We start from the raw sequence: 25,218 nt of genomic DNA, 5'->3' as shown, positions 1-25,218 counted from the left end.
TCAAAATATTTCCTATTTCGAGGCAGTTCCGATGCTAAAGCTATCAAGAGCACATCAGTTTCGACTTTCATGCGTTGCAATCGTTGCTGGTGCTTCTGTCGCGATTCTGCTGGCAGAATCGCGAAAACCAAGTCAGCCCAGGAATCGAGAATTAGATCTAAAAAGTGTTCAGTTTTCGGGGCCGCTGGAAAGTTTTGACTTGCGTCAATCGACGATACCCATTCAAGAGATTCGTTCGGGCGGGCCGCCAAAAGATGGGATCCCCGCGTTGTCGAATCCGTTATTTGTGAAACCCAGTGCGGCTCTCTACTTGAAGGACAACGATCGAGTCGTGGGAGTCGTCCTTCAAGACGAATCGCGGGCCTATCCCTTGAAGATCCTGAATTATCACGAGATCATCAATGACCGAATAGGCGAGACACCCATCGTGGTGACCTATTGTCCGCTGTGCGACTCAGCTGCGGTGTTCGATCGCCGGACGCCGCTGGGTGAACGTGAGTTTGGCGTGTCGGGTTTGCTCTACAACAGCAACGTGCTGATGTACGATCGTGGCGGTCAGACGGAGAGTCTTTGGTCACAAGTAAAAGCACAGGGAGTGACGGGACCGGCTGCGGGACAGAAGCTGAAGGCGTTGCCAATGGAATTGACGACTTGGTCCGATTGGCGATCGCGAAACCCGCAAACCAAAGTGGTCTCAGACCAAACAGGCCATCGCCGCAACTACCGGAAGAATCCTTATGCGAACTATTTTTCTACGCCACGGTTGATGTTTCCGGCAACGCCATCGAAGGATTGGCTTCCCGCGAAGACGCCCGTTCTGGGTGTATGGACTCCGGACGGCCAGGCTCGCGCGTATTCGATTGCTCAGCTGGGCGATGGCGAAAAAGTGATTCGCGATTCATTGGGCGAGGCGTCGATCGTGATCCAAGTTGACCGAGAAACGAACTCGTTGCGTGTGATTGAATCAGCCCCATCATTGCAATGGATGAATTCGTTCTGGTACGCGTGGTATGCAATGCATCCGCACACGGATGTATTCGACAAACAGGTCAGTGGCAACAACCAGTAAATGCGGTTGGCGGCAATAAGCAGGTACGTAAAAGTCTTCCGGTTTATCAGCTGTTTTGGCGCTAGCCAAAGTTTCTAAGCTCAACTGGGGCTAACGTTCAAGCAGCTAATGGGATTCATCCCATCGCTTAGGACGCGACGCGAGACGTGGACGGCTATCACGCAAAGCTTGCAAGCAGAAATCTGTCCTTGCGAGCTTTGCGTGATGAATTCACGACGCCTACAGTGAGGCAAGTCTTGGCAACGCTTCTACTTTTTGACTTCGTACTTCGCTGGATTCCGATAGAACATTTGTTGTTGATCTTTACCGGGGAATTGATACCGCATGCCTTTGTAGAAGCTGGTGAACTCAGCGACGCCATCGACGTCCTGATTCATTTCAACGCGACACACTGTGCACTTGCCGCCAAGTGCGACGTCAGCGTGAGCATATTTTTCCTTGTTGGATAGAAACATCTCTTTCGCATTTTCGTTCGAGAACAAGTAGAGATGATCTTCATGCAAGGCAGCATATTGAAGGCTGCCAGGAACTCGCTTTCCCATTTCCACGAGTGCGACAACGCAATCGCCACCGAGGATGGGGGTGTATTTTGCTGGATTACTCACGAACATCTGCTTCTGTTCTTCGCTGGGAAAAAGATAGTTCTTGCCGTCATACGGTGCAGCAAATTGCGGATTTCCCTTGACCCATTTTTTCATTTCGATGACGCATACAGGACAATAGCCTTGCATGGCTACCGCACCGGCGTTCGTTTTTGTACCGCTGCCTGACGGCGCAGCCGACGATGTTGCAGCTGGCCTGGATCGGCTACCGGATTGAGCATCCGCGTTGGTTGACAACAGTGTCGCAAATGCAACGGTGGTCGCGAACATCAAAAATGTGCGAGTCTTGGACAAGCGGGATTTAGAGTGATTGCAGGTCATTGTGTCTCTCTTTTTAGAATCGAGTGTTGAACAGTTTTCTTACAGCACTGGAAAGACGGACTGAACGGTGATTCCTTACACGGAAAAATTTAAGCTTCTCGGTGAGCGCCAGTAAAAATTTCTCGTTCCCAGGCAGGAGCCTCGGGAACCAGGAGGCGCGTTCACCAAGAAGTGTCAAAGTTTCGACATGAAAAGCGACGCTGTCTGTGAGACAACTCACAGCGCCGCGTGTTTCTAACCCGCTTTTCCGTTGACATAGGCTAACGTCAACGGTTGCTGTGGTTCGTCGAAGATGCGTGCCCCGGTTCCGTGCTCGATCAATGTCCCCGTGCCATCGGTTGCCCAAAAGAATGCGGCGTAATCGGCGACGCGTCGTGCTTGTTGCAAGTTGTGTGTCACGATAACAACGGTGTACCGTCCTCGGAAACGAACTAGTAACTCTTCAACAACGCTGCTGGCCAACGGGTCCAGCGCACTGCACGGCTCATCCATCAACAGAACTTCGGGACGAAGCGCAAGAGCACGTGCAATGCAAAGCCGTTGCTGTTGGCCACCCGAGAGCGACAATGCGGACAAGTCCAATCGATCCTTCACCTCGGTCCACAATCCGACGTCTTCGAGAACGCTCTCTAGGATTTCCGCACGTTCACTTCGCTGCCGTATTCCGTGTTCCTTCAAGGGCATTTCGATATTCTTGCGGATCGAAAGAGGGAACGGGTTGGGCTTTTGGAAAATCATTCCGACGCGGCGGCGGAGCGAGATCACGTCCTTCGTCGCTCGCACATCGAGTGAGCCAATCGAGATGTTGCCCTCGACCCGGCATCCGGGAATCATGTCGCTCATGCGGTTCAAACTGCTCAGGAAACTCGTCTTTCCGCAGCCCGACGGACCGATCAACGCGGTCACACAGCCTCGGTTGATCGTCAGCGAGATTCCGCCCAGGACGCGAGCGCTGCCGTAGTGAACCGCAAGGTCGCTAACTTCGATAAACGGTTCGGGGATACAACAGGGCGGCCCTGTATCGATTGGACCAATCGTGAATTCGTTGCCTTCCGGACAAGATGCGCGGTCGCAGCCATTTCGTTTTTGCTGGTTTCTATTCTCTAAATTCATGTCACCACGATCCTTTTTCTCAGCCAACGGTTTGCAGTCCAGCTTGCGGTCGCGTTGATGACCAACAAAATTGCAATCAGTACCAATGCGGATGCATACGCATGGCGATCACCGCCTGCGACATTCATCGACAGGTCAAAAATGTGAACCGATAGAGCACGTCCAGAATCCGAAAGCGAACTGGGGACACGGTCAACGTATCCGCTTGTAAAGATCAACGCCGCCGTCTCAGCTAATGCGCGGCCGATGCCCAGCACCAATCCAACGATGATCCCTGGCGCCGCGGCTGGCAACAACAGTTGCAAAAGTGTCGCGGTTCGAGATAACCCCAACGCCGCGGCACCCATGCGATATTCGTTCGGAACCGATCGGAAACCTTCCTCGGTCGCTCGTATCAGGATCGGCAGCACCATGCACGAAAGCGTGAGGCCGCCCGACAAAATCGAAAACCCGAGCCCCAAGTAGATACAGAAAAATGCGTTGCCAAACAGTCCGAATACGATCGACGGCACACCTGCGAGAACATCCAAACTGCGTCGCACCAGGATTCCAAAGGTGCTTTCCGTCTGCGTCAACTCGCTCAGTAAGATCGCCGTTCCTAATCCCAGCGGCACCGACACTACCATTGTAACAATTAGGATCAGTAGCGTTGAAATGATGATGGGGAAAATCCCTCCATCGCGTCCCGCATTCCGAGGTGCTTCGGTTAAAAAACTCCAAGAGATCGACGGCAGGCCTGCAATGACGATGTCAGCCAATATCCAAAGAAAGACGCCACTGACCAACGCTGCGATTGACCATGCGATGCATGTTGCCAGCGAATTAAATAACACGCTGATGGCTGAACGCGAATAGGTTTGGGAGGTGTTAGCCATGAATACGCCCTTGACTGACCCATTCTGCGAAGCCGACGAGTATGATGACCATCGCCATTAACAGCAGCCCGCACACGAACAATGCCGAGCGATGGCCATCCATTGCGTAAGCCATCTCTAGCGCGATGTTCGCCGTAATCGTACGAACCGGCTGGAAAATGCTGGTCGGATTTTGGACAACATTACCAGCGACCATGAACACCGCCATCGTCTCGCCGATCGCCCGGCCTGTTCCCAGTAGAACCGCAGTGAATAATCCCGAACGAACGGCTGGAAATACGACGCTAGTAAGGGTTCGTCCGCGCGAAAGTCCTAGTGCCGCCGATGCTCGCAGGTACTCCGACGGCAGATTGTCGAAAGCTGCCCCCGCCAGCAACGCGATCGTCGGTAGAATCATAATCGTCAGAATGATGATCGCCGACAGTAGGCTGGTTCCCGGAGGATGCCATCGCGAAATCAGTGGAACGAGCACCACCAGACCCCACAGTCCGTAGACCACCGAAGGAATCCCGGCGAGCAGTTCGATCATTTTTCCGAATGGTTGCCGTAATCGTCGCGGTGCATAGAAATGTGCAAATACCGCAGAGCCGACCCCAAGAGGTGCGGCCAATAGAACGGCACCCGCAGTTGCCAGTGATGTCGCCACAATCATGGGCACCAAATTGAATTGGCCCTTTGCCATCCCAGCCGAAGGGTGCCAGGATGCGTCAGAAACGAAACGCGAAACTCCGACGCCACGAAGTGCCGCGAATGATTCCATCAGCAGAAACCCCACGATCACGACCGAGATCGCTCCGGTCAGAAGCCCGCAACCGCGAAGCAGCCATACAAGGACGGTATCACTGCGAAAGTGGGACAAAGTACTGCTCCAGCACGATTGGATTGACCTCCTGAGAGCGAGCGAACTCGATGAACTCGGCCACGATTCCGCTGGGCTCGTCGTTCACGACCAGATTCAATGGACGCGACAAAGGATATGTACCGTCACGCACGTTCTTGATGGATGCCTCTACGTCGTCTAATGGTAACAGTTTAATCGCGACATCGTGCGCGGCATCGTATTCGGCGGTCCCAATTGAAACGTAGCCGATCGCGTTGGGGTTACCGGCGACCGTCTTGATGCCCTGTTCGTTATCACCGATCACGGCATCTGCTTCGATTTTAGCATTATCTAAGTTGAAATGGCCGACAAACAACTCCAGCGTGGATCGGCCTTCGGCTTTGTTGACAACAGTAATGGGTGCGTCCAATCCGCCAACGTCTTTCCAGTTTCGGGTGCGTCCCGTGTAGATGGCCACAACCTGCTCGTCGGAGAGCGATGTCACTGGATTGTCTCGATGCACGATAATGCAAACACCGTCGCGCGCGATCGTGAAAGCAGCCAAGTCTTGTTCTTCGGCTTTTAGCTCTCGCGAGACCATACCGATGTCGGCGAGTCCGCGTCGAACGTCAGCGACGCCTCGTGATGATCCGCCGCTTTGCACATCGACCCGAACACCCGGATGCAATGTTTCAAACCTTTTTGCAATCTCGCCTACCAAAGGCGCGATCGTGCTAGAACCAGTCAGGACGATTTGGTTGTCACTGCGTGAGTTATTGTTCGATGTGCATCCAGAGAAAGCAAACGGCAAAAAGCCGGCGAGCAGCAACGAGGTTGCCCAAATCATGCGAGGCCGGGGATTCATGATGCATCCTGCGTCGAAAGTTTTACCACTGCCGATCCGCAACCGGCGGTGCAGCCAAAGCAATGCCTGCCTGTTTGAATCACGCGGTCGCCAAGTTTTTCAGCATCGAACTGCGAAATATGTTGTGGCAATTCAGAAGAGAGCACCATGTTCAACTTCTGGTTGAAATCACAATCGAACAGGTATCCTCGCCAATCCACAGCAAGCATCGAACGACACATCACGTTTTCAGCCGCGAGCGGACTAAAGCTGTCGATCAGCATTTGCATGTACTCATCGAGTTGGTCGTTGCGGAGCAAGTTATCAAGAAATCGGCTAATCGGCCGGTGAGTGACCACATGCAGTTCAGAGAAGATAATGTCGTAACGAGAACTCAGTTCGTCACGATAGGTCGCTTCGAGTTCATGTTGCGATGGCGGCAGCGTGATTCCCGCGGGGTGGTAAACAAGTGTAAGCTTCCGCCCCAGCCCAGGATAGCCATATCCGAGTCGGTTCAACCGTCGCAGTGCATCGATGAAACGTTTGAGAGCTTTGTCGCTGTGTTGGCTATCGCGATCCACTTCCATCGAATATGGCAACGACGCTACGACTTCAACGTCATGCTTCGCGAGAAAGCCGGGCAAGTCCTTTGAGTCGTTGTCCATCAGGACCGTCAAATTGCAACGGTCAATGACGTGGCGGCCAAGCATGTGTGCCTGCTTGACGAGCCAGCGAAAGTTCGGGTTCAACTCGGGTGCGACACCGCAAATGTCCAGTGTCGGAATGTCGTGGTTCTCGAGCACGTCAATGATCTGCTCGGCGGTTTCTCGCGACATGCTCTTAGAACGATCGGTTGCTGAGTCCATGCGCCAAGCCGTGCCGGTCCGATTGCTCGGTTCGCCGACGTTGATCTGCAGCACTTTGATACCGCTTGCACGAAGGCCCGATAGACCGATCGATCGCAATTTTTGGTTGAAGTAAGGCTGTCGCGTCTTCGCTTCACCCTCAAGGATTTCTCGCTGTACATCTGCACTAGCGAGTTCGTTCTGCTGTCGTCGCGTTGATAAATGCATGTTGTTGCGGGTGTTAGGAATGTAGCTGCCGTCACCAGACGGCGGAATCCGCGTTTCGAGCAAACGTAGCCAGCAGGCAGAGTGCTTCCTGCTCATCAGGAAGCTCGGTGTATACCGGTGCAACGTCAGTCATCCAGTGAGCCGACGGCGCTAGCCGCGGGCCTGCCGTTGCTATTTGAAACGTGCCCGCGGCTAGTGCCGTCGGCTCAGATCATTAGGTTGAATGACTGCTATTGACCGGCTTAGCAGCACGGGCCTTCGTCGCTGCAGGCTTCGGTCGCTGCGGTGGTCGCGTGATATTCGAGACCCTTCGTTTCCCGTGGATGACGCCTCGCGTTCCGCCGACAATCAAACGGCTTGGCGTCGTCCAACGGCACCGTTTCGCGTGGCTCGATCGCGTCGAACATGTCAGTGTACGGTTCTTGCTGCAGCAGATTAAATGTCTTGTCACAGACTGCCATCCGTTGACCACGGAAATAGGTGTGGCCGTCATCATCTTCGACTTTCTTGAATGGGCCGCGATACGACACCGCTTGCCCTCGTTCCAAACAAGGCCCCTGCTTTCCTTTGTGCGCGACAACCGTTACCGAGCGAAATTCGATTCCCTCCACCGTCCGCCAAGGTTCACTTTGTCGTTTGACGATCTCGATTCCGTGGAAGCCCGCTTCCTCGAATGCCTCGAGAAACTCATCTTCACGAAACGCACCGGTGATGCATCCCGACCACAGTTCCGGGTCTTGTTGCAGACGCTGCGGGACACTCTCGTCACTGACAATATCGCTGATCGCCGCGCGGCCACCCCGACGCAAGACACGAAAGATCTCGGCGAACAACTGGCGGCGGTCCTGTTGTCGGACTAGATTCAAAACGCAATTTGACAGAACGCAATCGACTGAATCGTCGGCGACGAGCGGTCGCTCGCGACGCAATCGTTCTTCAGTGTTTCGCAGAGCCAGATAGCCCGCCGGATCGTTCACGGGATGCTGCGACAATTCGCTGGCAAGTTGATCCAGGTCGAGAGCCAAATCCTGAATCAGACCGTAGCGAAAGTCCACGTTTGCATAGCCGAGTTGCTGAGCCACCGCGGGTGCATGTTTCCGAGCGAGTCCGAGCATTTCACGGTTGCAGTCCACCCCGATCACGCGTCCTGCGGGACCGACGACCTGGGCTGCGATGTAGCACAACTTGCCACCGCCGCTGCCCAAATCCAACACCGTTTCGCCCGAGCGAACGTAGGGTGTGGGGTCGCCGCATCCATAGTCCCGTTCGATGATTTCTTGAGGGATCACGTTTAACAAGTCGGTCGAGTATTGGACCGGACAGCAAAGTGCGGGTTCGACTGCTTGTGCGGCCGCGGCGTATCGCTCGTAAACCGAGAACTCGGCAATTGGATTTTCGTCAATCGAGGCTGTTTTCATAGAACCGACTTCCCTTCGGATGCGAGTGGCATGGTAATTCGAATGGGGAGACGGTGAGCCGATAGGTTCCTTACAAAAATTGCGATATTTTTGATAAGTGGCAGAGAACTGCGGCGATTTATGCACCTTGCCAGCTGCGTATTGGGAAGGATCGTTGTCGCGATGGCAGCCCGTCATTCGTTTTTCGCTGTACCGATGCGCTGCGGCAACGCACGGTGGCGGCGGCGTTCCGTGACGCTGTAGTTTGCAGTCCCAAGACCATCCAGCCCGCATCTAAGCAGTTCGGCAGGAGTCTTTCAGCATATTGGCCGTTTTGGTGCTAGCCAAGGTTCCGGCGCAATACCCGGGGCAAGCGCCCAAACGCAACGCTGTGAAGCATTTCTGAGTCGTGTTTTGCCAGGTCATCACGACCCGAACGCGTGAGTTTTGAAGTTGCGCTATTTGCTGTCGCGGAGCGACATATTTCGATAGCCTCGGACTTTAGTCCGAGGGATTTTCGCCAATATCAATCGAGTCCCAGCGGGACGTTTTATGACTTAATCGTTCGCCGCAGAACGTCGCTCCGCGACTTGGTGCCAATTTCAGAACCGATAACCTTGGACTAAAGTCCAAGGCTATCCCATAAAGTGCCTCCGGCGCAAAAACAGCAACTCCAAAACGCGTAAGCGAGGGACCGGCGCTGGTTCAAGAGTCCCCCGCTACGCATTCGGTTTATGAAAAATGCTTCACAGCGTTCGCCCAAGCGGCTAACGGGATTTCGCCCAATAATTCATGCCTACGTGCTTAGACTCCGAAATTGCTTTTTGCACGCCGCAATACAATCTGAACGCGAATCGTATGTTCAACGTTTTAATTTCGTTCGATGCCTGGATTGTTCCCAAATGATCTGAGCTTTCTCGAGTGAGTTAGCGAGAATTCTGGCACGCAATTTTGGCAAATGGAGCCTTTGGTGATAGCACGGTCGCCCGCAATTTTCGGTAGCGGTACCACTGGCCATTTTTTTAGATGTTGTTGCCTTGGGCAGCCTTGGATTCGCGGCCGGCGAGGTCGGCGGTGGTCATGATAATGTCGCGATAGGTTCCACCGGCGGGGATCATTGGATACACGTTTTCTTCAAAGGTGACGATGACGTCCAGCAGATAAGGTTCGTTAGGATCCGCGAGCATTCGTTCTATGGCGGCCGCTAGATCAACCGCCTGCGTTACTTGCTCGGCTTTGACGCGGTAGCCGTGGGCGATGGAGAGAAAATCAGGGTAGATGTCTTCGACTCCGGGGCGTTTGACGGCCATGGGATCGCCAAGCGCCGTGCCGCTACGGTGGCCATCGTAGATCATGTCCTGCCATTGACGCACCATGCCGAGCCATTGGTTGTTGATGACGACGACTTTGACGCCGATGCCGTAACGGTGGCAGGTGCTCAGTTCGTGGATGGTCATGTTCAAAGAACCGTCGCCATCGATATCGATGACGGTGCGTTCGGGGCATCCTACTTTGGCCCCGATTGCGGCGGGCAGGCCGTAGCCCATGGTGCCGAATCCGCTGGAGCTGAGGAAGGAACGCGACTGGGCCACCTTGTAGTGCTGCATGGCCCACATCTGGTGTTGGCCGACGCCGAGAGAGACGATGGCTTGGCCGTCGGTAGCCTCGGAAATGGCTCGAATGGCAAACTGCGGGCTGAGGGCTTCGCCGTCAGGAATGGTGAAGGGATAACGTGCCCGGTTGGCGGCTACTTCGGCTCGCCAATCGCTGTAGTCTCCCGGCGTAGCAGTTTCGAATAGTTGGGCCACGGCGAGTTTCAAATCGGCGCAGACGGGCAGGGTGACAGGCTTGTTTTTGTTGAGTTCGCGGCGGTCGATGTCGATGTGAACGATTTTTCCGTGTTTGATGAATTCGTCTACCTTGCCCGTTACACGATCGTCGAAACGCACGCCGACAGCCAACACGAGGTCGGCTTCGTTGATTGCCACGTTGGCGAACTTCGAACCATGCATGCCGAGAACGCCGAGGGCGAGATCATGGTCCGGCGGAAACGCCCCGAGTCCCATAACGGTCGAGGTGACGGGGATGCCTAGCTTTTCAGCGAGGGCTAGGATTTGTGGCCCGGTGTCGGAGCTCACAACGCCGCCGCCGATGTAGAGAATGGGTTTGGCCGCTTCGCGAATCAGGCGACAACATTCTTCCAGCTGGCCGGGATTGATGGCTCCCGCTTGGGGCTCGGGCGGCGAGATGACCGCGGGAATGCGCGGCGGCGCGTAACGGCCTTCCGGGTCGCGCGGGTAATGTTGCTGGATGTCTTTGGGGATGTCGATCAGCACAGGGCCCGGCCTTTGCCCGCTCGCGAGTTCAAACGCTTCACGCACGGTTTCAGGAATCTCCGCCACGCGTTTTACGAGGTAGGCTCGCTTGGTAATGGGTTTGCAGATACCGACGATGTCGACCTCTTGAAATGCATTCTTCCCCAACAAATGTGTGGGCACGTTGCCCGTGATGGCGACGATCGGAACGGAGTCGGAATTGGCATCGGCGATACCGGTGACCAGGTTGGTGGCGCCGGGGCCAGACGTGGCGAGGCAGACGCCGACTTTGCCGCTCACGCGGGCGTAGCCTTGGGCGGCGTGGGCGGCGCCCTGCTCGTGTTCGACGCGGATGATTTTTATGCCGACTTCCGGCAATACGTCGAAGATTTCCAGGTTCGCCCCACCTGGATAACCAAAGATCACGTCGACGCCTTCGGCGACAAGGGCTTCGGCCAGAATATGGGCACCGCGTTTTGCGTGAGCCCGGTCGGATTCCAATAGATCCGTGATCACGCCGCCGGTGATAGTAGAAACGTCGTCGTAGGTAACTTGGTCGAGTTGAGAGGGATCGAAATTGCTCATGTGGTGGGCACTTTTTGGCTGCGAGATCTGGAGGGGGGAGGGCAAGCCGTTGTTGCTTCGCGTTAATCTAAGCAGTGAGGCAATCTAAGCAGTGAGGCATGAGTCTTTCAGTAAATTGGCCGTTTTGGCGCTAGCCACGGTTCCGGCGCTGAACCGGGGCTAGCGCCCAAGCGGCTAACGGGATTTCACCCAATGATTCCTACCTACCTGCTTAGCACCTCGCCGACGTGTTTAGAAAAGTGTTTCTTCTGCGATTAATGTAGTGCATAATGCCTCGGTCGAAGACTTCGTTCGAAGAATTGCCGCCGAGCGACATGGAAATGTTGCGGAAGTGTGCCATCGAATGGCTCGGCTTTTTACTCAAAACTCGGGCGTGGTGCGAATTTTTTTGCATACCCTACCCATTCTTTAATCTCTATCCCTACAAATTTCCGTCATGCAATCAATATGCAATGTATTCGTTCTGCTCCTTCTTTCGACATCCATTCCATTTTCGTTCGTGATGGCGGAAGAAGTCAGCTCGAAGGCACCTCCGCTTTCGCCAGCAGATTCCGTTGCAACGATGAAGATCCAGCCGGGGTACAGCTTGACGCCTGTTTTGGCGGAACCCAACATTCTTGAACCTGTCGCTGTCGTGTGGGATGGGAATGGTCGCATGTATGTGGTCGAAATGCGAACCTACATGCAAGACATTGACGGCAAGAACCAATTGGCGCCCACCAGCCGAGTGTCAAGACACGAAGACACCGATGATGACGGTGTTTACGACAAGCACACCGTGTTTGCAGACAACTTGTCGCTACCACGAATGGTCTTGCCGCTATTGGATCGTGTCATCATTTGCGAAACCAACACGCTCGATTTAAAAAGTTACCAAGACACTGACGACGACGGAGTCGCCGATCGAGTCGAAATGTGGTGCGAGCGGGGGCGAACGGGCAATAATCTGGAACATCAAACCAGCGGCTTGATTTGGAACATTGATAATTGGCTGTACGCCACCTATACCCACGAACGGATTCGATTCACCAATGGAGAAGTGATTCGCGAACCTCTGCCACATGGTTCGGGACAGTGGGGTTTGACTCACGATGACGAGGGCCGCATCTACTATTCAACCGCAGGCGGCGAGAATCCGGCGATGGATTTCCAGCGACCGATCATTTATGGAAAGCTCTCGCTCGGCGGAGAGCAAGCGGACGGCTTTCGCGAAGTCTTTCCTATTGACAATGTGCCCGATGTTCAGGGCGGTCTGAATCGTGTCCGGGACGACAACACGCTGACGGTGTTCTCCGCGTGCTGTGGCCAATCGGTCTATCGAGGCGATCGAATGCCCGCTGACTTTCGTGGTGATCTGCTGATTCCTGAACCTGTTGGACGTCTGGTACGCCGCGCCAAGGTGACGAACGATCAAGGCCGCATTGTTCTCTCGAACGCTTATGATCAAAGCGAGTTCATTGCCGCGACCGATCCAAATTTCCGTCCGGTCAACAGTGCCACCGGACCCGATGGCTGTCTGTATATCGTTGATATGTATCGAGGCATTATCCAAGAGGGAAATTGGGTTCGTGAAGGATCGTATCTGCGCGAAGTGGTGAAGAAATACGGACTGCAAAAGAATATCGGTCGGGGACGTATCTATCGGGTCGACCACGAAACCACGAAGCGAGGCCCGCGACCAAGAATGCTTGACGAGACTCCGGCGGAATTGGTTGCCCACCTTTCACACCCCAACGGTTGGTGGCGAAGCGAGGCGCAGAAGCTAATCGTATTACACGGTGACCGAAGTGTGGTGCCCGCTCTGCAAACCATTGCGACGACCAGCGAGAACCCGCTAGCGAGACTGCATGCGATGTGGACACTCGAAGGTCTCGACGCTGTGACACCGGCATTGTTGATCCAAGGCATGGCTGATGCGGATTGGCGTGTTCGCAGTGCCGCAGTCAGAATCGCAGAACCGCTGATGGCAACGGATCGTTCGCTTGACAACGCGATTGAACAGTTAGTGCGAGATGAAAGTCCAGACGTTTTGATTCAAACGATGTTGTCGATGGGTCGCGGTCGTCATCCAAACGCCGAGGCGTTGACCGAACAGATCGTGTCGACTCATAAAGAAAACTCGGCGATTAGCGAACTGCATAGTCAGATCGTTGCGAATCGAGAAGCGGCTTTGGCCGAACAACGAAAACTCGACGAACTGCGCAGACGCAACAAAGCGCTGGCGGAATCGGTAGAGCGTGGGGCGAAAACCTACAAGACGCTTTGCACGGAGTGCCATGGTGCCGATGGCAAGGGACAACATTCGCCCGACAATCGAGATGTTGTCCTGGCGCCACCGCTGGACGGTTCTGAGCGAGTGTTAGGTCACAAAGAACGGCTGACTCGAATTCTGTTGCATGGTCTGGTCGGTCCCGTCGACAAGAAAACCTATTCGGCTGGCTTGATGTTGCCGATGGGCGTCCATGACGACCGCTGGATCGCCGATGTGGCGAATTTTGTTCGTAACCAGTGGGGAAACAAAGGAGCCTTGATCGAACAAACCGATGTGGCTCGAATTCGTGACCAGTCGTCGAGTCGGATCGGGCCGTGGACGCTTGCTGAGTTGAATTACTTCGACCCTCCCGAACTCGATCGTAACAGTTGGAAGTTATCGGCTAGTCACAAAGGGGAAAATCTATCGGCCGCGATCGATGGTAATGAAAAGACGCGGTGGGATACGGGCACCTTCCAGAAACCGGGAATGTGGTTCGCGTTGGAGTTTCCGAAACCGATCCGCTTGATGTCCATCCGGTTAGATACGAAGCAATCGGCAGCCGACTATCCTCGCCGCTTCGTGGTGCATGTTTCGGCCGATGGTAAAGAGTGGAACGATCAAGTTGCTGAAGGTTTCGGTGACGATCCGATCACATTGATTGAACTGGACTGTCCTGAACCGGTCCAGTACATCCGTATCACGCAAACGGGCAAGGCACCGAAAAACTATTGGTCGATTCATGAACTCGCGATCAAGGGGATGTCGGCCGACGCCAAGCCGGCCGAATCAATGGCCCAAACGCTCGCCGGTGCAAATCCCGACCAACTTGCGGCGGACGCGAGGAAGCTTGGAGATGCGAAAGCGGGAGCGGCGCTGTTCTACAACGCAACGCTCTCGTGTGCGAACTGCCACGATCCATCCAACGGCCCGCCGTTGGCTCCCGATCTTGCCTCAAAGCGAGACGGCGTGACCGACCGTTTTCTTGTCGAGTCCGTGCTCAATCCATCTAAGGACATCCGCAAAGAGTATGCCCAGTTAATGGTTCTGACCGTTGATGGCGTCAGCCTGATGGGATTCAAGCAGAGCGAGACCAATGATACGCTCGTATTACGCGAGCCTGCGAGCGGAAAACAAATCGAGATTGCCCAGGATGACATCGAGTTCACTAAACCTTCGGCTGTTTCGGCGATGCCGGCGGGTCTCGTCAATCCGTTGGCAAGCGAGCAACAGTTTCTCGATTTGGTGCGATTTCTAATGGAGATCAACGACGGAGGGACTGAGAAATTGCAAGCACTGACCGGCGGGATTCGTCCGGCGAAGGTAAGCAAGTAGGCAGGAATCATTGGGGTGAGTTTTTATTCAGGCGTACAGTGCAGTTACCTCTCCACCGACGAACGGGTTGTTGACTTAGTGAGCCGTGACGCGTGAGCGGCCGGGTGCCGCGCATTACCCGGTGCCTTACGGCCCACGGCTCACAACGGCTTAGATGGATCGCAAAACTGAATCTAATTCGCTCTAAAAGCGAAAACGCTCCTTTAACGCTGCCCACCAGCGGATCTACCGCTTCGAAGTGGGCGTCCAGACCGTCGGTCTGCTGCTTCGGAAGCAAAGACCGAATCGAAACGCTTTGACAGTGGATGCCACTGTTGGTTGCCATCAGCTACATCGGAGATCGCACTGTTATTTTGGCTGCCAGCTATCGCGTTCCCGAACCGCCCGATGGCGCCGAACGTGTCCCTGACCCACCAGGAGCGGTGTAGTTTTGAGGCGGTGCGGTGTAGCTTTGCGAGGGAGCGGTGTACGAGGATGACGGCATCGAATTGCTCGACCCAGATCCTTGATAGGCCGGCTGGGAATAGGAGGGCGATGCGTTGTAGGCGGGCGAACTGTATCCGGCCGAAGGAGCAGAGCAACTTCCGTTGTGGCAGGCACCAGTTTGGCGACATCCGGTGAATACGATGCAGCTAAAGGCGACGAAGCCAAAAGCGGATGCGGTGGCGAGCAACTTGCGAGACATATGCTTCCTTACAAAAATACAGCTTGAGATAGGGGCGGAACAAGATTTCCTTTCCTGTTCCATCGGCCCAGCCGTTCGGTTCACAATGTGAGTCGTCATACAAACCATCCGAATCTAACGGCAGAGAGGCGATTGACGCTGCTGCTGCTGGACGGCTCGGACGTTACGAGCTTTACCAACTCTCCGTCTGTGTGATGGCTTACAGTTTGGCAAACGCAGGAAATCGCCAAAATCGCGTCGGTCGATGAGGCCAGTGACAGTTAAAAACTTCTCGTTTTCGCCGCATCGGCGAACGGACCGATGTGACTTCACGTCCGATCGATTTCGCCGAAGACGATGCAATCGTGCGAAGAAATGGGCAGGTGGGGGCGGTTTATCGCGTGCTGAAACCGCGGAAGTTTCCGATCAACCGATTGTAGCCAATCGGGGGTGTCTATCCGTCGCTGCTGCGTTCTCTACTCCGCACTCATATCGAGCTGGACGCAATTACGATACAGTTCAGTGTCTCATTACCATCAGTGGCCGAGGAAATCATGGCAAAAGTCGATCAAGCAGCCCTGCAGAACGATGACTCCACATCGCTATCAGACCATACGGAAACGATTAAGTCGCAGGTTTTGGAGAAAGTCGGCAGGCCACCGCGTTTGCATCGTGTGGAGGTCTGTCGGCACCACAACGACAACTATCGAGTGAACATTTGGGAAAAATTGGAGCAGCCGGGTGACTTCGCTGTATCAATGCGGGTCCACATTTGGTCGTCCTATTATTTGAAGGTATCGGATTCAGGCGAGATCATTGCTAGCAATCCACCGCTGACCAAAATCGGTATCTAGGCCTGAAATTGCCCGCTTGTCACCCGACAATTGACATGAATTCATAGCGATGTGCGAACGATGTCCGATCGCACAACTTTCGATTGCCGTGACGACTCATGTCCGGCAGCGTAGTCCGTCCAGTCGACGCGGTAGCTTTGACGAAGCAAGATGCATATCAATGTCTCCATCGCGTCACCGCTACCCAGAGAACGCCTGCATTGCCCGCGGCGACCTGCAGCCGCCGAATCACTAAATGACTCCAGTGAAACGCGAATCGGGCACAGCCGACCGCAGTTCATGAGCGGGGTTGAAGCATAGCACAACCAACGCGAGGTCCCGCCATTCCGCTTGATGGCACCGGTACCCGACTGTGGAAAAACACCAGGTCGACGAAACCGGAGCCGTTCGGACTGTCGAAAGTTACTCGAACGTCAGTTCCAACTGACTCGGTTTTGCCGAGGGCGGTTGATCGTCGGCATCTACCGTGGCGACCGTGTCCACCAACTCTCTGATCGCTGTGAAATCGATCACGGGCGACGCACGCAGTTCATCTTTTCTCGCTTTCTCATCCCGTTGACCTGGTTCCACTTGATTGAACTTACGGGGGCGAGGATTTTCGTAAAGTCCGACGTCCAGGATGAAAGCTTCGTACCGTCGTCCGTCGCTGGGAGCGCGACTGGTGTTCTGATCAACCAAGTGAATTAGCCGCAAGTCTACAAGCTCTCTAATTGCCTGTCGTACTTGCGGATCATTCTCCAGATCATCTTTTGCAACAAGAAATGCATTAGTGCGTTTGTCGTCGTAAACATAACGCTTGATGCGGCTTAGATACTCATCAAGTACCGCATCGTCATCGCCGGAATCCTGCTTCATCGACTCTTTCTTGCTACGAATGGTGTTGATTGCAGCTTCCGTCACTTGAACTTTGCCGATTCCCTGGCCCGAAGCACCCGAGCGATTAGCAAGAGTCACAAAGAGCGAAAGAAAATCGCGAGGAACACCTCCCGAAGCGAGACATAGTTGCGCGAAGCCCTCGCCGGCAAACACATCGTCTAACCTAAGCGTAGCACCTGATTCGTCGATGGCTCGCACTAATATTTGTCGCATGAAAGCCTGCAATTCGTCAAATTTGTCAAGCGTGTAGTCCATGTCGATTTCATAAATGTCGTGCCCTAGTTCGGCACCCGTGTATTGCTCTTCATCCTTGCGGTAAAGCTTTGAGCGGTGCTTGATTGTTGCGATTTTCAGAAAAAGATCCGTGCCTTTTGTAAGTCGATGAAAGTAATCAATCAGCCCAGGCTGGATGGACTTAGGTACAAAGTAGAAATCATCCAGGACAAGAAAAATCGGCCGTTGCGAAAAAAGTACCGATATGGATTGGAGTAACTCCTTGTATGTTGTTATTTCCAAACGAAGAAAGTCTAACTTACTCTTCGGCAATGTACGCCTAACCTCACGCGACTTCCCACGTTGTGTTGACACGCCACCGGAGGCTTGAGATCCCAATACACCAATGTTCATGTTGTGTCCGGACGTGTCGGACTCACTGACTTCCTGTGTTTCTTGATCAGGTTCGTGAAGATGCCCTTTAAGTTGTCGTGAAACGGATTTAAGACGCATCAGCGCCCGCCTAGTCTGCAGCCCTCGCTTGTACCAAGGAATATGGCTTCGCACTTGCGACTCAAGGCTTCCGAACAGCTGGACGAGAATCTGAATCACAATATTTGGGAACGTGATGTCCTTGTAGTCCTCTATGTTCAGGTCTACATCAAAGTGTGTCGCAGAATCACGTCCGGACTTGACAAGCGAGGTTTTTCCCGCTCCACGCCTCCCAAACACTACGTGATTCTGCCGTGACAATAACCGTGTCCGGTGCTGGCGTGTGTCCACAAAGCTGAGACCCGCGGAGGGTGATGCACGGAGATTCTCTTCGATAAAAGTAACTAACTTGTTGATCTGAACAGAGTCCACGGGGCATGGTCCTGAGGCAGTGTGGCGAAACCGTCATTATTCCAAATATGCCGTATCAAATCTAGCGTCTCGTCGGGGCGATCGATTCCGACAACTTGGAGTGCATCTGGGCGACCAACTATCGAGCCCCCGTGGCTGACTCCGAATTGCTTGGGGCCTCCCCGGTCGATTAAACCGGATCGTGCTAGCCATTGGCGATTTGGTGCGTCGGTGAAAAAGACCTACGCGAGTTCGCGAAATCGCAAACTACCCGAGGTCGATGCAACCGCCATCTCCAATCTAAATCTGCAACTCGCATCGGTGTGCGCTACCGGAGCGCTTTCGCTGATGGCAGCGACCAGATCAATGTGAAGGCGGCAGTGTCGATGAGCAGATGGATTGACTGACCATACATCCGGTATGTGGAAAGACTTCTTGCAATCGTCGAACTATTTCTTCGATATCCAAACTTTTGCAAGGTCAGTAACTTGCTCGTTCGGCGAGCTAACGGTGTCGATAGTCAAGTCATTTGTGTTGGGTGACAGGTTCTTAACAAGTACGCTGAGTTGGTTGATGTCATACCAAGTTTCTCGCCCCGATTGGGGCTGAAGTAACTGAATAGCGTCTGCTCTCGAAAGGTAAAAAGCAGAAAGGGATATCGTATAGCGGTAAGCGCTAAGGAGTATTTGAGAAAAAAAGAGCAAGAGTACCACGATGCCCACCCGTAGCGTCAATCCTGGCACCCATGACATGAATAGGATTTTGTCTCGTTCGGCTCGCACTTCGGTCAGTTGCTTCTCCACGGCTTCAATGTTCGACTGAATCGATTGGCGTTCTTCTTCTCGAAAGGGTGCTTCACGCTGAAGTCTCTCTAGTCTTAGCTTTGACTCCTCATGTTTTTTCCGAATAGCACTATCAACGCTGGCAATTGCGGTGAGCTGCTGGCTCGCCAACGAATTCTTTGCTGTGGTAAGGGCTTCCTTTGTGGCAGATTGGATGAGCTTTTCAAGGTCTTCTATCCTGGCATGAATTTCGTTTAGAGGCTCTCCTTGTTGTTCAAGCTCCTCTCGGATGAGGAGCAATGCTTGCCGAGGAAATCGATTTGAGTCGCCGGGAAACAAAGCTTCAACCTTAATGATCGAGTCGGGTGCACTCTCCTTGCTTGTGGGGGATTCAGTCAGATCTGGATCGGCAATTGCCTCCATAATTCGTTTTGCAATATGAAGGAGAAGTGTGCTCCGTTCTACTGACCCACTATCACTCTCCGTCGCTCCTTTTACCGTCGGAGTGACTCGTCCAAAAATATTCGCGAGCAGGGAGGCCCGTTCCGCAATGGCAACTTCTGCAAGAGTTTTGGCGCCCCGGAATGTGTCAACGACAGTGAGACAACTTTTTGATAGTTGTTAGGTGCTGCATCCCGCGTGCTCAGGGGCCAGCCCCCGAACCCCCGGGATTTTTTCAGGCATGACTCGGGTGTTCAAAGAGTTTGTTGCTGGTACTGTGTCGACGTCCGGTGAAACGGAAGACGGCTCTGCGGGGACGCAACCGTCCAAGGGATAACCGGATCGAGGGTGCGTCAAAGACGTTACTTCTGGAGCCCCCGGGCAATTCGCTTCGGGGGCTTCGCTTTTCAATTCATCCTTTCGTTTGGGAGCGTTGATCCAAACTGCTTTGGGAAGGCTTGCAGGTGTGGGAATGCCGTGTACGAAACGCTCGGGATTCTTCTGCCATGCCCCGTGAAGCGTTTGTTTTCTCGACTCGATCACTTTTTCGCCTTGGCCGTAGTGCAACGATGATGGGGTAAGCAGGCCGATGCCACTGTGATAGTGCTCGTCGTTGTACCAGCCAATGAATTCACGGCAGAATCCAAGTGCGTCTTCATAGCATCCAAATCGCTGGGGAAATTCAGGGCGGTACTTCATCGTTTTGAACTGGCTTTCCGAGAAAGGATTGTCGTTGGAAACATGCGGCCGACTGTGTGACTTGGTGACGCCCAGCGAACCAAGCAACTGCGCCACCGAATGCGATGTCATCGATGGCCCACGATCGCTATGGAGGATCAATTGCTCGCGCGGAATGTTTTGCTTTTCAATGGTTGTTTCGATCAGCTGCGTGGCTAGATCGGCGCTTTCACGATGTGCCAGCATCCAGCCGACCACGCAGCGGCTGTAGATATCCAGAATGACATACAGGTAATAATAGGTCCATTTCTCCGGGCCCTTGAGCTTGGTGATGTCCCACGACCAGACTTCATTGGGGCCGGTCGCAAGCAATTCAGGCTTTCTGTAGTTCGGGTGTCGGAGTTGGTTTCTGCGTTCGCGAGTGCTTTGATTCGCTTCAAGGATGCGATACATCGTCCGCACGCTGCACATGTACTCCCCTTCATCGAGCAATTTCGAGTAGACCTGCCGCGGCGACTGATCAGCGAAACGTTCGCTGTTGAGTCGATCGATCACCGCTTTTCGTTCTCCGAGTGAAAGTGCTCGAGCTGGGATCGGTCTCGGCTTAGGTTGCTGGTCGGGATCGCGGCGACGGTACAACGTCGCTCGCGAAACATTCAGTGCGCGGCATGCAGCAGCGACACCGACTCGTTTGCTGAGCCCTTCAGCCGCACTCAATCTGTCTTCTCGTGTGAGCGTGTCTGCATCATCTCCGAGACTTTTTTTTGGACGTCAATGATCAACTCCGCCTGGCGAAGTCTTTCTTTTAGGCGTTCATTTTCGCGTTTCAAAGCGGCAAGCTCTTTTGCCTTTGACGGTATTGCTGGCGGCACATCGCTACTGGGCTTATTCGATGATGACAATGATTTTTCCCGAAGTTGACGACGCCAGCGCTGAACCACTGACGAATAGAGCCCTTCACGACGTAGCAGAGCTCCAATCTCACCGGGCTCGGAGCACTGCTGAGCTTCGATCGCGATCCGACGTTTATACTCCTCTGAAAAGCGACGACGGGTCGCTTTCTCAGCCACCTCAGGATTTTTCTTAACTTTTTTGTTGGCGATTTCGGTCATGTAAACTCTCCGTGCCCTCGATTTTGAAAAACTTCAAAGTTGTCTCACTCATGTTGGCACAGAGGGCCCGTCGTCCCAATTTCATCAAGGCGCCGCCTTAATGCTGACAACTCTACAGAAAGTTCAATTTCGCTCGTTGCGCGTTTCGAGTCCGCTGGATCACCGATCCAAAAGATCACGACGCCGAGTATGACAATTGGAAACGATGCTAGAAGGCAACTAATGCCAACATTTCTGAACAGAATAGCCCGCGAGCGATACATACGAATCAGATGCTCGTAGTAGGGATCTTCGATTCTCGGGGATTCATACTCTGCTGATGGAAACTTCTGGGAGAGCCAGTGCATGAAATTCATTTTAGAGCTTCGTTTTAATCTCATCGGCAAATGTTTGAGCGTCCTTGTTCAGTTGCGTTTTGTCAGAAAGAAGAATGCCGTTGGCTTTGTCTCTTCTGAGTAGTAGTAGGACGATGTCGACTTCATTGTCGTCATTTCGAATTGTGGCAACCAATCGAATTTTCTCCTCAACAAGAGAGTTGCTTTGCGGAGTTAGATACCCAGCAGATTGCACTTCAAGCAGCCGATCCTCATTCAAGATTGCGTGCCGGATATTTGAAGGAAGAGAGTTAATAGAGAAATCATATACCTTGGATGCTCGCCCACCTGCAGCTTTCGGCAGCAACCCCTGTAGAGGCACTTTCGCATAACCCACACCAACTCTTGAGTCGTCCGGAGTCTTGAATAAAGGCTCGTCGTCAATCAGTGAAAGCACGATGTTGTACGTCTTAGTCCTTATTTCTTGTACTGGAATCTGGCGCCAAACGTTTCGAGTTACCCACCTTCCGTTAAGGCAAACGGTCTCAGTCACGCACTGCCAAGCCATACTAGTTACCGTATAGTTCTGGGTGCGTTGCTGTGTTGTGGTGTTGTCTGCTCTTAACTTCTCCGCTGCAGCCACAACCTCTGGTAGCGACAAAATTCGGCGCACAGTGTCCACTGTCCCTTTCGGTGTATTAGCTTGAGGTTGTATCAGTTGAACCAACCTGACCGAACCACGCTTCCCATCTCGGCGCTCAAGAAGAATCTTGCCATCGTCGCGATCAACCATGCGAGTTTCAACCGATCTTCCCGAAGTGTCTGTCCAGGTTCGAAATTCGCTCAGGTCAGATTGCGCGAGTGCTTTCTTGCCTGCCTGTGGCCACAATAGTAGAAGAACGATAATTGTAAGGTTTGTTCGAAAGCTCATTGGAGGGTCCATCGATGAATCAGGCAGTTCTTCAGGGGGGCTACCCGTTTATTCTATACGGCCCCAAGGGGTGGTTCAATAGCTCCCCGTCTGTTCTCGCTGGGCTATCGTGCTCTGAGGTGAATGGAAATGGGTGTAACCGACGATCCGCCAACCATCTGGACATGCCTTGGGAACCTGGGCAACTCGTGCATCTGGGGTGCGTCCGCTATTTGCAGTCATTGAAACCCGTGAATCAGACTGTGGATCTGAGTTGCCGCGGCGTGGGTGAGTAAGACCGGTTTTTGAAACCTCTATTTGTTACTTTGAGAATGAGGAAACCCGAAAAAAAACGGCATTTGTGCGTGGCGGATAGCCGGTTGCACCCATTGGAATTCTGATAACGAATGAACGCAAAAATAAGAAAAGGTTCCAATAAGAAAAGGTTCCAGAATAAGAAAAGGTTCCAGGACTCAAATCCAAGGCTGTAGCTTGAATAAGAAAAGGTTCCAGGACTCAAATCCAAGGCTGTAGCTTGAACGACCGGTAACAGCAGGGCAACTGCATTCGAAAAGAACCGTACGTTGTAGTCAGACCAATCCAAGTCAGCGACTCAATGAGCTAGTGTCGGTTGGACAAACCTGCGTGACGAACGAATTAGGCGAAATGCGTGGCCTGTTGCACAACCGAAGCGACTTCCTGCCATTCCGCTTGATCGTACCGGTGGCCGGCTGTGGAAAAACGCCAGGTCGACGAAACCGGTGGCAACTACCGATTCAGCCTTGCATTCACCGGTAGACGCGACCAGTGCATCGAACAGCCGTCTGATTCTACAGATTGGTCGGATTGATCGAGGCGAGTTTCAGCTGAACGCTAGAAGTGGAAAACGAAGCAACCTACGTGCTACATGAGCTCCAAAAATGCGATCGGTGTCTCGCTGCTGGAGACGGATAACTTGCATCCGACGACTCCGCGGAGTTTAGGATTCGTTACGTCAAAGTTTCGGACGGAGATTGTTTCAACTTTATTTCCCGATGAAACGAAGAGCGACCAATGCTCCAAAAACAATGACGATCACGCCAACAATCTGATAAAAGCGATGCACCTTTTCGCCCCATAGAATTTTCGATCGCGCAGCCATTAAGCGATAGACAATGAAATCGCTTTTCCGAAGGCCACAAACCAGCATGAATAGCCCTGCTGCAACGATCAAACATCCCCAAAGCACGTGCATTCTTCTCTCTCAATCAGCTTATGTCCGAATTGTGCAATCGGTAAGCAGTTAGGCAGGAATGATTGGGTGAAATCCAGTTAGCCGTTTGGGCCCACGCTGTGAAGCATTTCGTAGCGGAACTCGTCAAGAGTTTCGGTGGGCATACGTCATGGAACGAAAGTCACGCACGACTTCCGCTACGCTAAGAATACACAAACCTTATATGGAAAAATGCTTCACAGCGTTACGTTTGGTCGCTAGCCCCGGTTCAGCGCCGAAACCGTGACTAGCGGGTTGTTGATTTTTTCGAAATGCGACTGGCAATAGTGAGCCGTGGGCCGTAAGGCACCGGGGAGTGCGTGGGACCCGGCCGCTCACGCGTCACGGCTCACTAAACGGGACAGTCGAACTAGCGGGTTGTTGATTCATTCGAAATGCAATTCACATAAGTGAGTCGTGGGCCGTAAGGCACCGGGTAATGCGTGGGCCCCGGCCGCTCACGCGTCACGGCTCACTAAACGGGACAGTCGAACTAGCGGGTTGTTGATTTATTCGAAATGCGATTCACATAAGTGAGCCGTGGGCCGTAAGGCACCGGGTAATGCGTGGGGCCCGGCCGCTCACGCGTCACGGTTCACTAAACGGGACAGTCGAACTAGCGGGTTGTTGATTCATTCGAAATGCAATTCACATAAGTGAGCCGTGGGCCGTAAGGCACCGGGTAATGCGTGGGACCCGGCCGCTCACGCGTCACGGCTCACTAAATCAATGACCCGCTAGCGCCAAAACGGCCAATTTACTGAAAGACTCCTGCCTAACTGCTTAGCAATCGTCTGTATTTCGAATACGGCTCATCTCGCCTCACTGGACCAGCGTAACTCGATGTCAAGAACCAAGTTTGTTCCCACGGAAAATTGCAAGGCACTTGCACTTCGCTAACCGCCTCCGTTACTTCGTAGCTTTTGATAGCTGTAAAACGGCGCGGTGTCGCAGAACGTCGGCGACATGCGGGCATGGACGGTTGATCCTCCACTGCCCAAAACATTGCAATCCGCGGTCCGCTGCAGAGCTTTGTTATTCGCCGGATTTGGCTTCGTCTTGGATCTTTGGATGGGGCAGCTTACGACGAAACAGGGCAAGTAAAGCCTTTGAGTTGTCATCGTTCGTGAATCCGTACCATCGGTGCGAAAAGTGGCGTTTTTTGGCATCGTAGATTGGCAAATAGAAATTTTGACATTGCCAACAAACTGTCGTTTCGAAGAGGAGCAAGTCGCTTCGGTAAAAACGGATGCCGTACGCAGGATAGTGGCAGAAAGCACCGCCGAGACTATCAAACGCGAGAGATCGCCACGAGTTGTGGAGCAGCTTGCAATCGTCGCCACGAAGCGTGATGTGGCCGTGGACATCAGCGTAAGCATTGTACGGTCGAACTGGGAAGGTATTGTCACCCGGTTTGGTTTTGGGTCCCTCTTTGCTGTCGCGATCAGGGAAAGATACTGCGTAGACTTCGGCCCGATCAAAGGCAGGCAAAGCATCGGTGTGGGCTAAAGTCAGCATCCGCGCGGCGGGTATTTCACCATCGGGATGAGTTTCCGTCCAATCAGCGTTGTCGGTTGAGTTTTCCGCAGGGCCGAATGGATCGACTGCCGGCGCCGCTTCTTGGGCGAACGATGCCGCACAGCCAAAACCGATGAGGATGACAAGAGCGTATCGCATTG

At 53.4% G+C, this 25,218-nt stretch carries 17 protein-coding genes and 1 pseudogene; 3 read left to right on the top strand and 15 right to left on the bottom strand.

Annotation, left to right across the window (positions count from 1 at the left end; genetic code table 11):
• Positions 1-31: 31 nt before the first annotated feature.
• Entirely contained in the window at positions 32-1,069 is a 1,038-nt protein-coding gene (locus tag SH528x_RS23570; protein ID WP_442505900.1) for a DUF3179 domain-containing protein, read from the top strand.
• Positions 1,070-1,317: 248 nt separating this feature from the next.
• On the opposite strand, the gene SH528x_RS23565 is transcribed toward SH528x_RS23570, so the two are convergent.
• The 8 genes from SH528x_RS23565 to ilvB all read right to left on the bottom strand — a co-directional run bounded on the left by SH528x_RS23565 (position 1,318) and on the right by ilvB (position 11,014).
• Positions 1,318-1,992, bottom strand: a complete 675-nt coding sequence (locus SH528x_RS23565; RefSeq protein ID WP_442505899.1) for a hypothetical protein — start codon at positions 1,990-1,992, stop codon at positions 1,318-1,320.
• A 234-nt stretch (positions 1,993-2,226) separates the two neighbouring features.
• The gene (locus SH528x_RS23560) at positions 2,227-3,105 is read right to left on the bottom strand and encodes a phosphate ABC transporter ATP-binding protein (RefSeq protein WP_442505898.1); all 879 of its coding nucleotides are present in this window, start codon (positions 3,103-3,105) and stop codon (positions 2,227-2,229) included.
• A complete protein-coding gene (gene pstA, locus SH528x_RS23555; RefSeq protein WP_442505897.1) occupies positions 3,102-3,980 on the bottom strand; it encodes a phosphate ABC transporter permease PstA in 879 nt (292 codons plus the stop codon). Before pstA ends, SH528x_RS23560 begins: the two co-directional genes overlap by 4 nt.
• Positions 3,973-4,839 carry a phosphate ABC transporter permease subunit PstC gene (gene pstC, locus SH528x_RS23550; RefSeq protein ID WP_442505896.1) on the bottom strand — a complete coding sequence of 289 codons (867 nt, stop codon included), beginning with the start codon at positions 4,837-4,839 and terminating at the stop codon, positions 3,973-3,975. The genes pstA and pstC overlap by 8 nt, the downstream gene beginning before the upstream one ends.
• A complete protein-coding gene (locus tag SH528x_RS23545; protein ID WP_442505895.1) occupies positions 4,820-5,665 on the bottom strand; it encodes a phosphate ABC transporter substrate-binding protein in 846 nt (281 codons plus the stop codon). The genes pstC and SH528x_RS23545 overlap by 20 nt, the downstream gene beginning before the upstream one ends.
• Positions 5,662-6,813 (bottom strand): arsenosugar biosynthesis radical SAM (seleno)protein ArsS, encoded by a 1,152-nt coding sequence (arsS, locus tag SH528x_RS23540; RefSeq protein ID WP_442505894.1) that lies wholly within the window; start codon positions 6,811-6,813, stop codon positions 5,662-5,664. Before arsS ends, SH528x_RS23545 begins: the two co-directional genes overlap by 4 nt.
• Positions 6,814-6,959: 146 nt before the next feature.
• Positions 6,960-8,135, bottom strand: coding sequence for a methyltransferase domain-containing protein (locus SH528x_RS23535; protein ID WP_442505893.1), 1,176 nt, complete (start codon positions 8,133-8,135; stop codon positions 6,960-6,962).
• Positions 8,136-9,136: 1,001 nt separating this feature from the next.
• Complete coding sequence (gene ilvB / locus SH528x_RS23530) at positions 9,137-11,014, bottom strand: biosynthetic-type acetolactate synthase large subunit (RefSeq protein ID WP_442505892.1); 1,878 nt, start codon at positions 11,012-11,014, stop codon at positions 9,137-9,139.
• Between the two features lie 436 nt (positions 11,015-11,450).
• Between ilvB and SH528x_RS23525 the strand changes: the two genes are divergently transcribed.
• Positions 11,451-14,600, top strand: coding sequence for a DUF7133 domain-containing protein (locus tag SH528x_RS23525; protein ID WP_442505891.1), 3,150 nt, complete (start codon positions 11,451-11,453; stop codon positions 14,598-14,600).
• Between the two features lie 364 nt (positions 14,601-14,964).
• Here SH528x_RS23525 and SH528x_RS23520 read toward each other — a convergent pair whose 3' ends face one another.
• Positions 14,965-15,285, bottom strand: coding sequence for a hypothetical protein (locus tag SH528x_RS23520; RefSeq protein WP_442505890.1), 321 nt, complete (start codon positions 15,283-15,285; stop codon positions 14,965-14,967).
• A gap of 533 nt (positions 15,286-15,818) precedes the next feature.
• On the opposite strand from SH528x_RS23520, the gene SH528x_RS23515 reads away from it, so the two are divergent.
• Positions 15,819-16,118 carry a hypothetical protein gene (locus SH528x_RS23515; protein ID WP_442505889.1) on the top strand — a complete coding sequence of 100 codons (300 nt, stop codon included), beginning with the start codon at positions 15,819-15,821 and terminating at the stop codon, positions 16,116-16,118.
• A gap of 402 nt (positions 16,119-16,520) precedes the next feature.
• On the opposite strand, the gene SH528x_RS23510 is transcribed toward SH528x_RS23515, so the two are convergent.
• The 6 genes and pseudogenes from SH528x_RS23510 to SH528x_RS23485 all read right to left on the bottom strand — a co-directional run bounded on the left by SH528x_RS23510 (position 16,521) and on the right by SH528x_RS23485 (position 25,216).
• Positions 16,521-17,720, bottom strand: coding sequence for a hypothetical protein (locus tag SH528x_RS23510; RefSeq protein ID WP_442505888.1), 1,200 nt, complete (start codon positions 17,718-17,720; stop codon positions 16,521-16,523).
• Positions 17,721-18,499: 779 nt separating this feature from the next.
• Positions 18,500-19,255, bottom strand: a complete 756-nt coding sequence (locus tag SH528x_RS23505; protein ID WP_442505887.1) for a hypothetical protein — start codon at positions 19,253-19,255, stop codon at positions 18,500-18,502.
• Between the two features lie 441 nt (positions 19,256-19,696).
• A pseudogene (locus tag SH528x_RS23500) lies at positions 19,697-21,063 on the bottom strand (IS3 family transposase); the annotation flags it as partial.
• Between the two features lie 357 nt (positions 21,064-21,420).
• Positions 21,421-22,308: a hypothetical protein gene (locus tag SH528x_RS23495; protein ID WP_442505886.1), complete on the bottom strand. Its 888-nt coding sequence runs from the start codon at positions 22,306-22,308 to the stop codon at positions 21,421-21,423.
• A 1,003-nt stretch (positions 22,309-23,311) separates the two neighbouring features.
• Entirely contained in the window at positions 23,312-23,521 is a 210-nt protein-coding gene (locus SH528x_RS23490; protein ID WP_442505885.1) for a hypothetical protein, read from the bottom strand.
• A gap of 1,053 nt (positions 23,522-24,574) precedes the next feature.
• A complete protein-coding gene (locus tag SH528x_RS23485) occupies positions 24,575-25,216 on the bottom strand; it encodes a hypothetical protein (RefSeq protein WP_442505884.1) in 642 nt (213 codons plus the stop codon).
• Positions 25,217-25,218: the final 2 nt, after the last annotated feature.

This window comes from Novipirellula methanifontis (assembly GCF_052161655.1).
Classification (GTDB): Bacteria; Planctomycetota; Planctomycetia; order Pirellulales; family Pirellulaceae; genus Novipirellula.
The sequence above is the reverse complement of the archived record's forward strand: the minus strand, read 5'-3'. Positions and strand labels throughout refer to the sequence as shown.

Bases quoted from the DNA above. Each gene is read 5' to 3' on its own strand.
- SH528x_RS23505 (WP_442505887.1), bottom strand. From the start codon at position 19,255: ATGGAGGCAATTGCCGATCCAGATCTGACTGAATCCCCCACAAGCAAG.
- arsS (WP_442505894.1), bottom strand. From the start codon at position 6,813: ATGAGCAGGAAGCACTCTGCCTGCTGGCTACGTTTGCTCGAAACGCGG.
- SH528x_RS23510 (WP_442505888.1), bottom strand. From the start codon at position 17,720: ATGCGTCTTAAATCCGTTTCACGACAACTTAAAGGGCATCTTCACGAA.
- SH528x_RS23520 (WP_442505890.1), bottom strand. From the start codon at position 15,285: ATGTCTCGCAAGTTGCTCGCCACCGCATCCGCTTTTGGCTTCGTCGCC.
- SH528x_RS23525 (WP_442505891.1), top strand. From the start codon at position 11,451: ATGCAATCAATATGCAATGTATTCGTTCTGCTCCTTCTTTCGACATCC.
- SH528x_RS23565 (WP_442505899.1), bottom strand. From the start codon at position 1,992: ATGACCTGCAATCACTCTAAATCCCGCTTGTCCAAGACTCGCACATTT.
- SH528x_RS23495 (WP_442505886.1), bottom strand. From the start codon at position 22,308: ATGAGCTTTCGAACAAACCTTACAATTATCGTTCTTCTACTATTGTGG.
- pstA (WP_442505897.1), bottom strand. From the start codon at position 3,980: ATGGCTAACACCTCCCAAACCTATTCGCGTTCAGCCATCAGCGTGTTA.
- ilvB (WP_442505892.1), bottom strand. From the start codon at position 11,014: ATGAGCAATTTCGATCCCTCTCAACTCGACCAAGTTACCTACGACGAC.
- SH528x_RS23570 (WP_442505900.1), top strand. From the start codon at position 32: ATGCTAAAGCTATCAAGAGCACATCAGTTTCGACTTTCATGCGTTGCA.
- SH528x_RS23535 (WP_442505893.1), bottom strand. From the start codon at position 8,135: ATGAAAACAGCCTCGATTGACGAAAATCCAATTGCCGAGTTCTCGGTT.
- SH528x_RS23515 (WP_442505889.1), top strand. From the start codon at position 15,819: ATGGCAAAAGTCGATCAAGCAGCCCTGCAGAACGATGACTCCACATCG.
- SH528x_RS23490 (WP_442505885.1), bottom strand. From the start codon at position 23,521: ATGCACGTGCTTTGGGGATGTTTGATCGTTGCAGCAGGGCTATTCATG.
- SH528x_RS23560 (WP_442505898.1), bottom strand. From the start codon at position 3,105: ATGAATTTAGAGAATAGAAACCAGCAAAAACGAAATGGCTGCGACCGC.
- SH528x_RS23485 (WP_442505884.1), bottom strand. From the start codon at position 25,216: ATGCGATACGCTCTTGTCATCCTCATCGGTTTTGGCTGTGCGGCATCG.
- SH528x_RS23545 (WP_442505895.1), bottom strand. From the start codon at position 5,665: ATGAATCCCCGGCCTCGCATGATTTGGGCAACCTCGTTGCTGCTCGCC.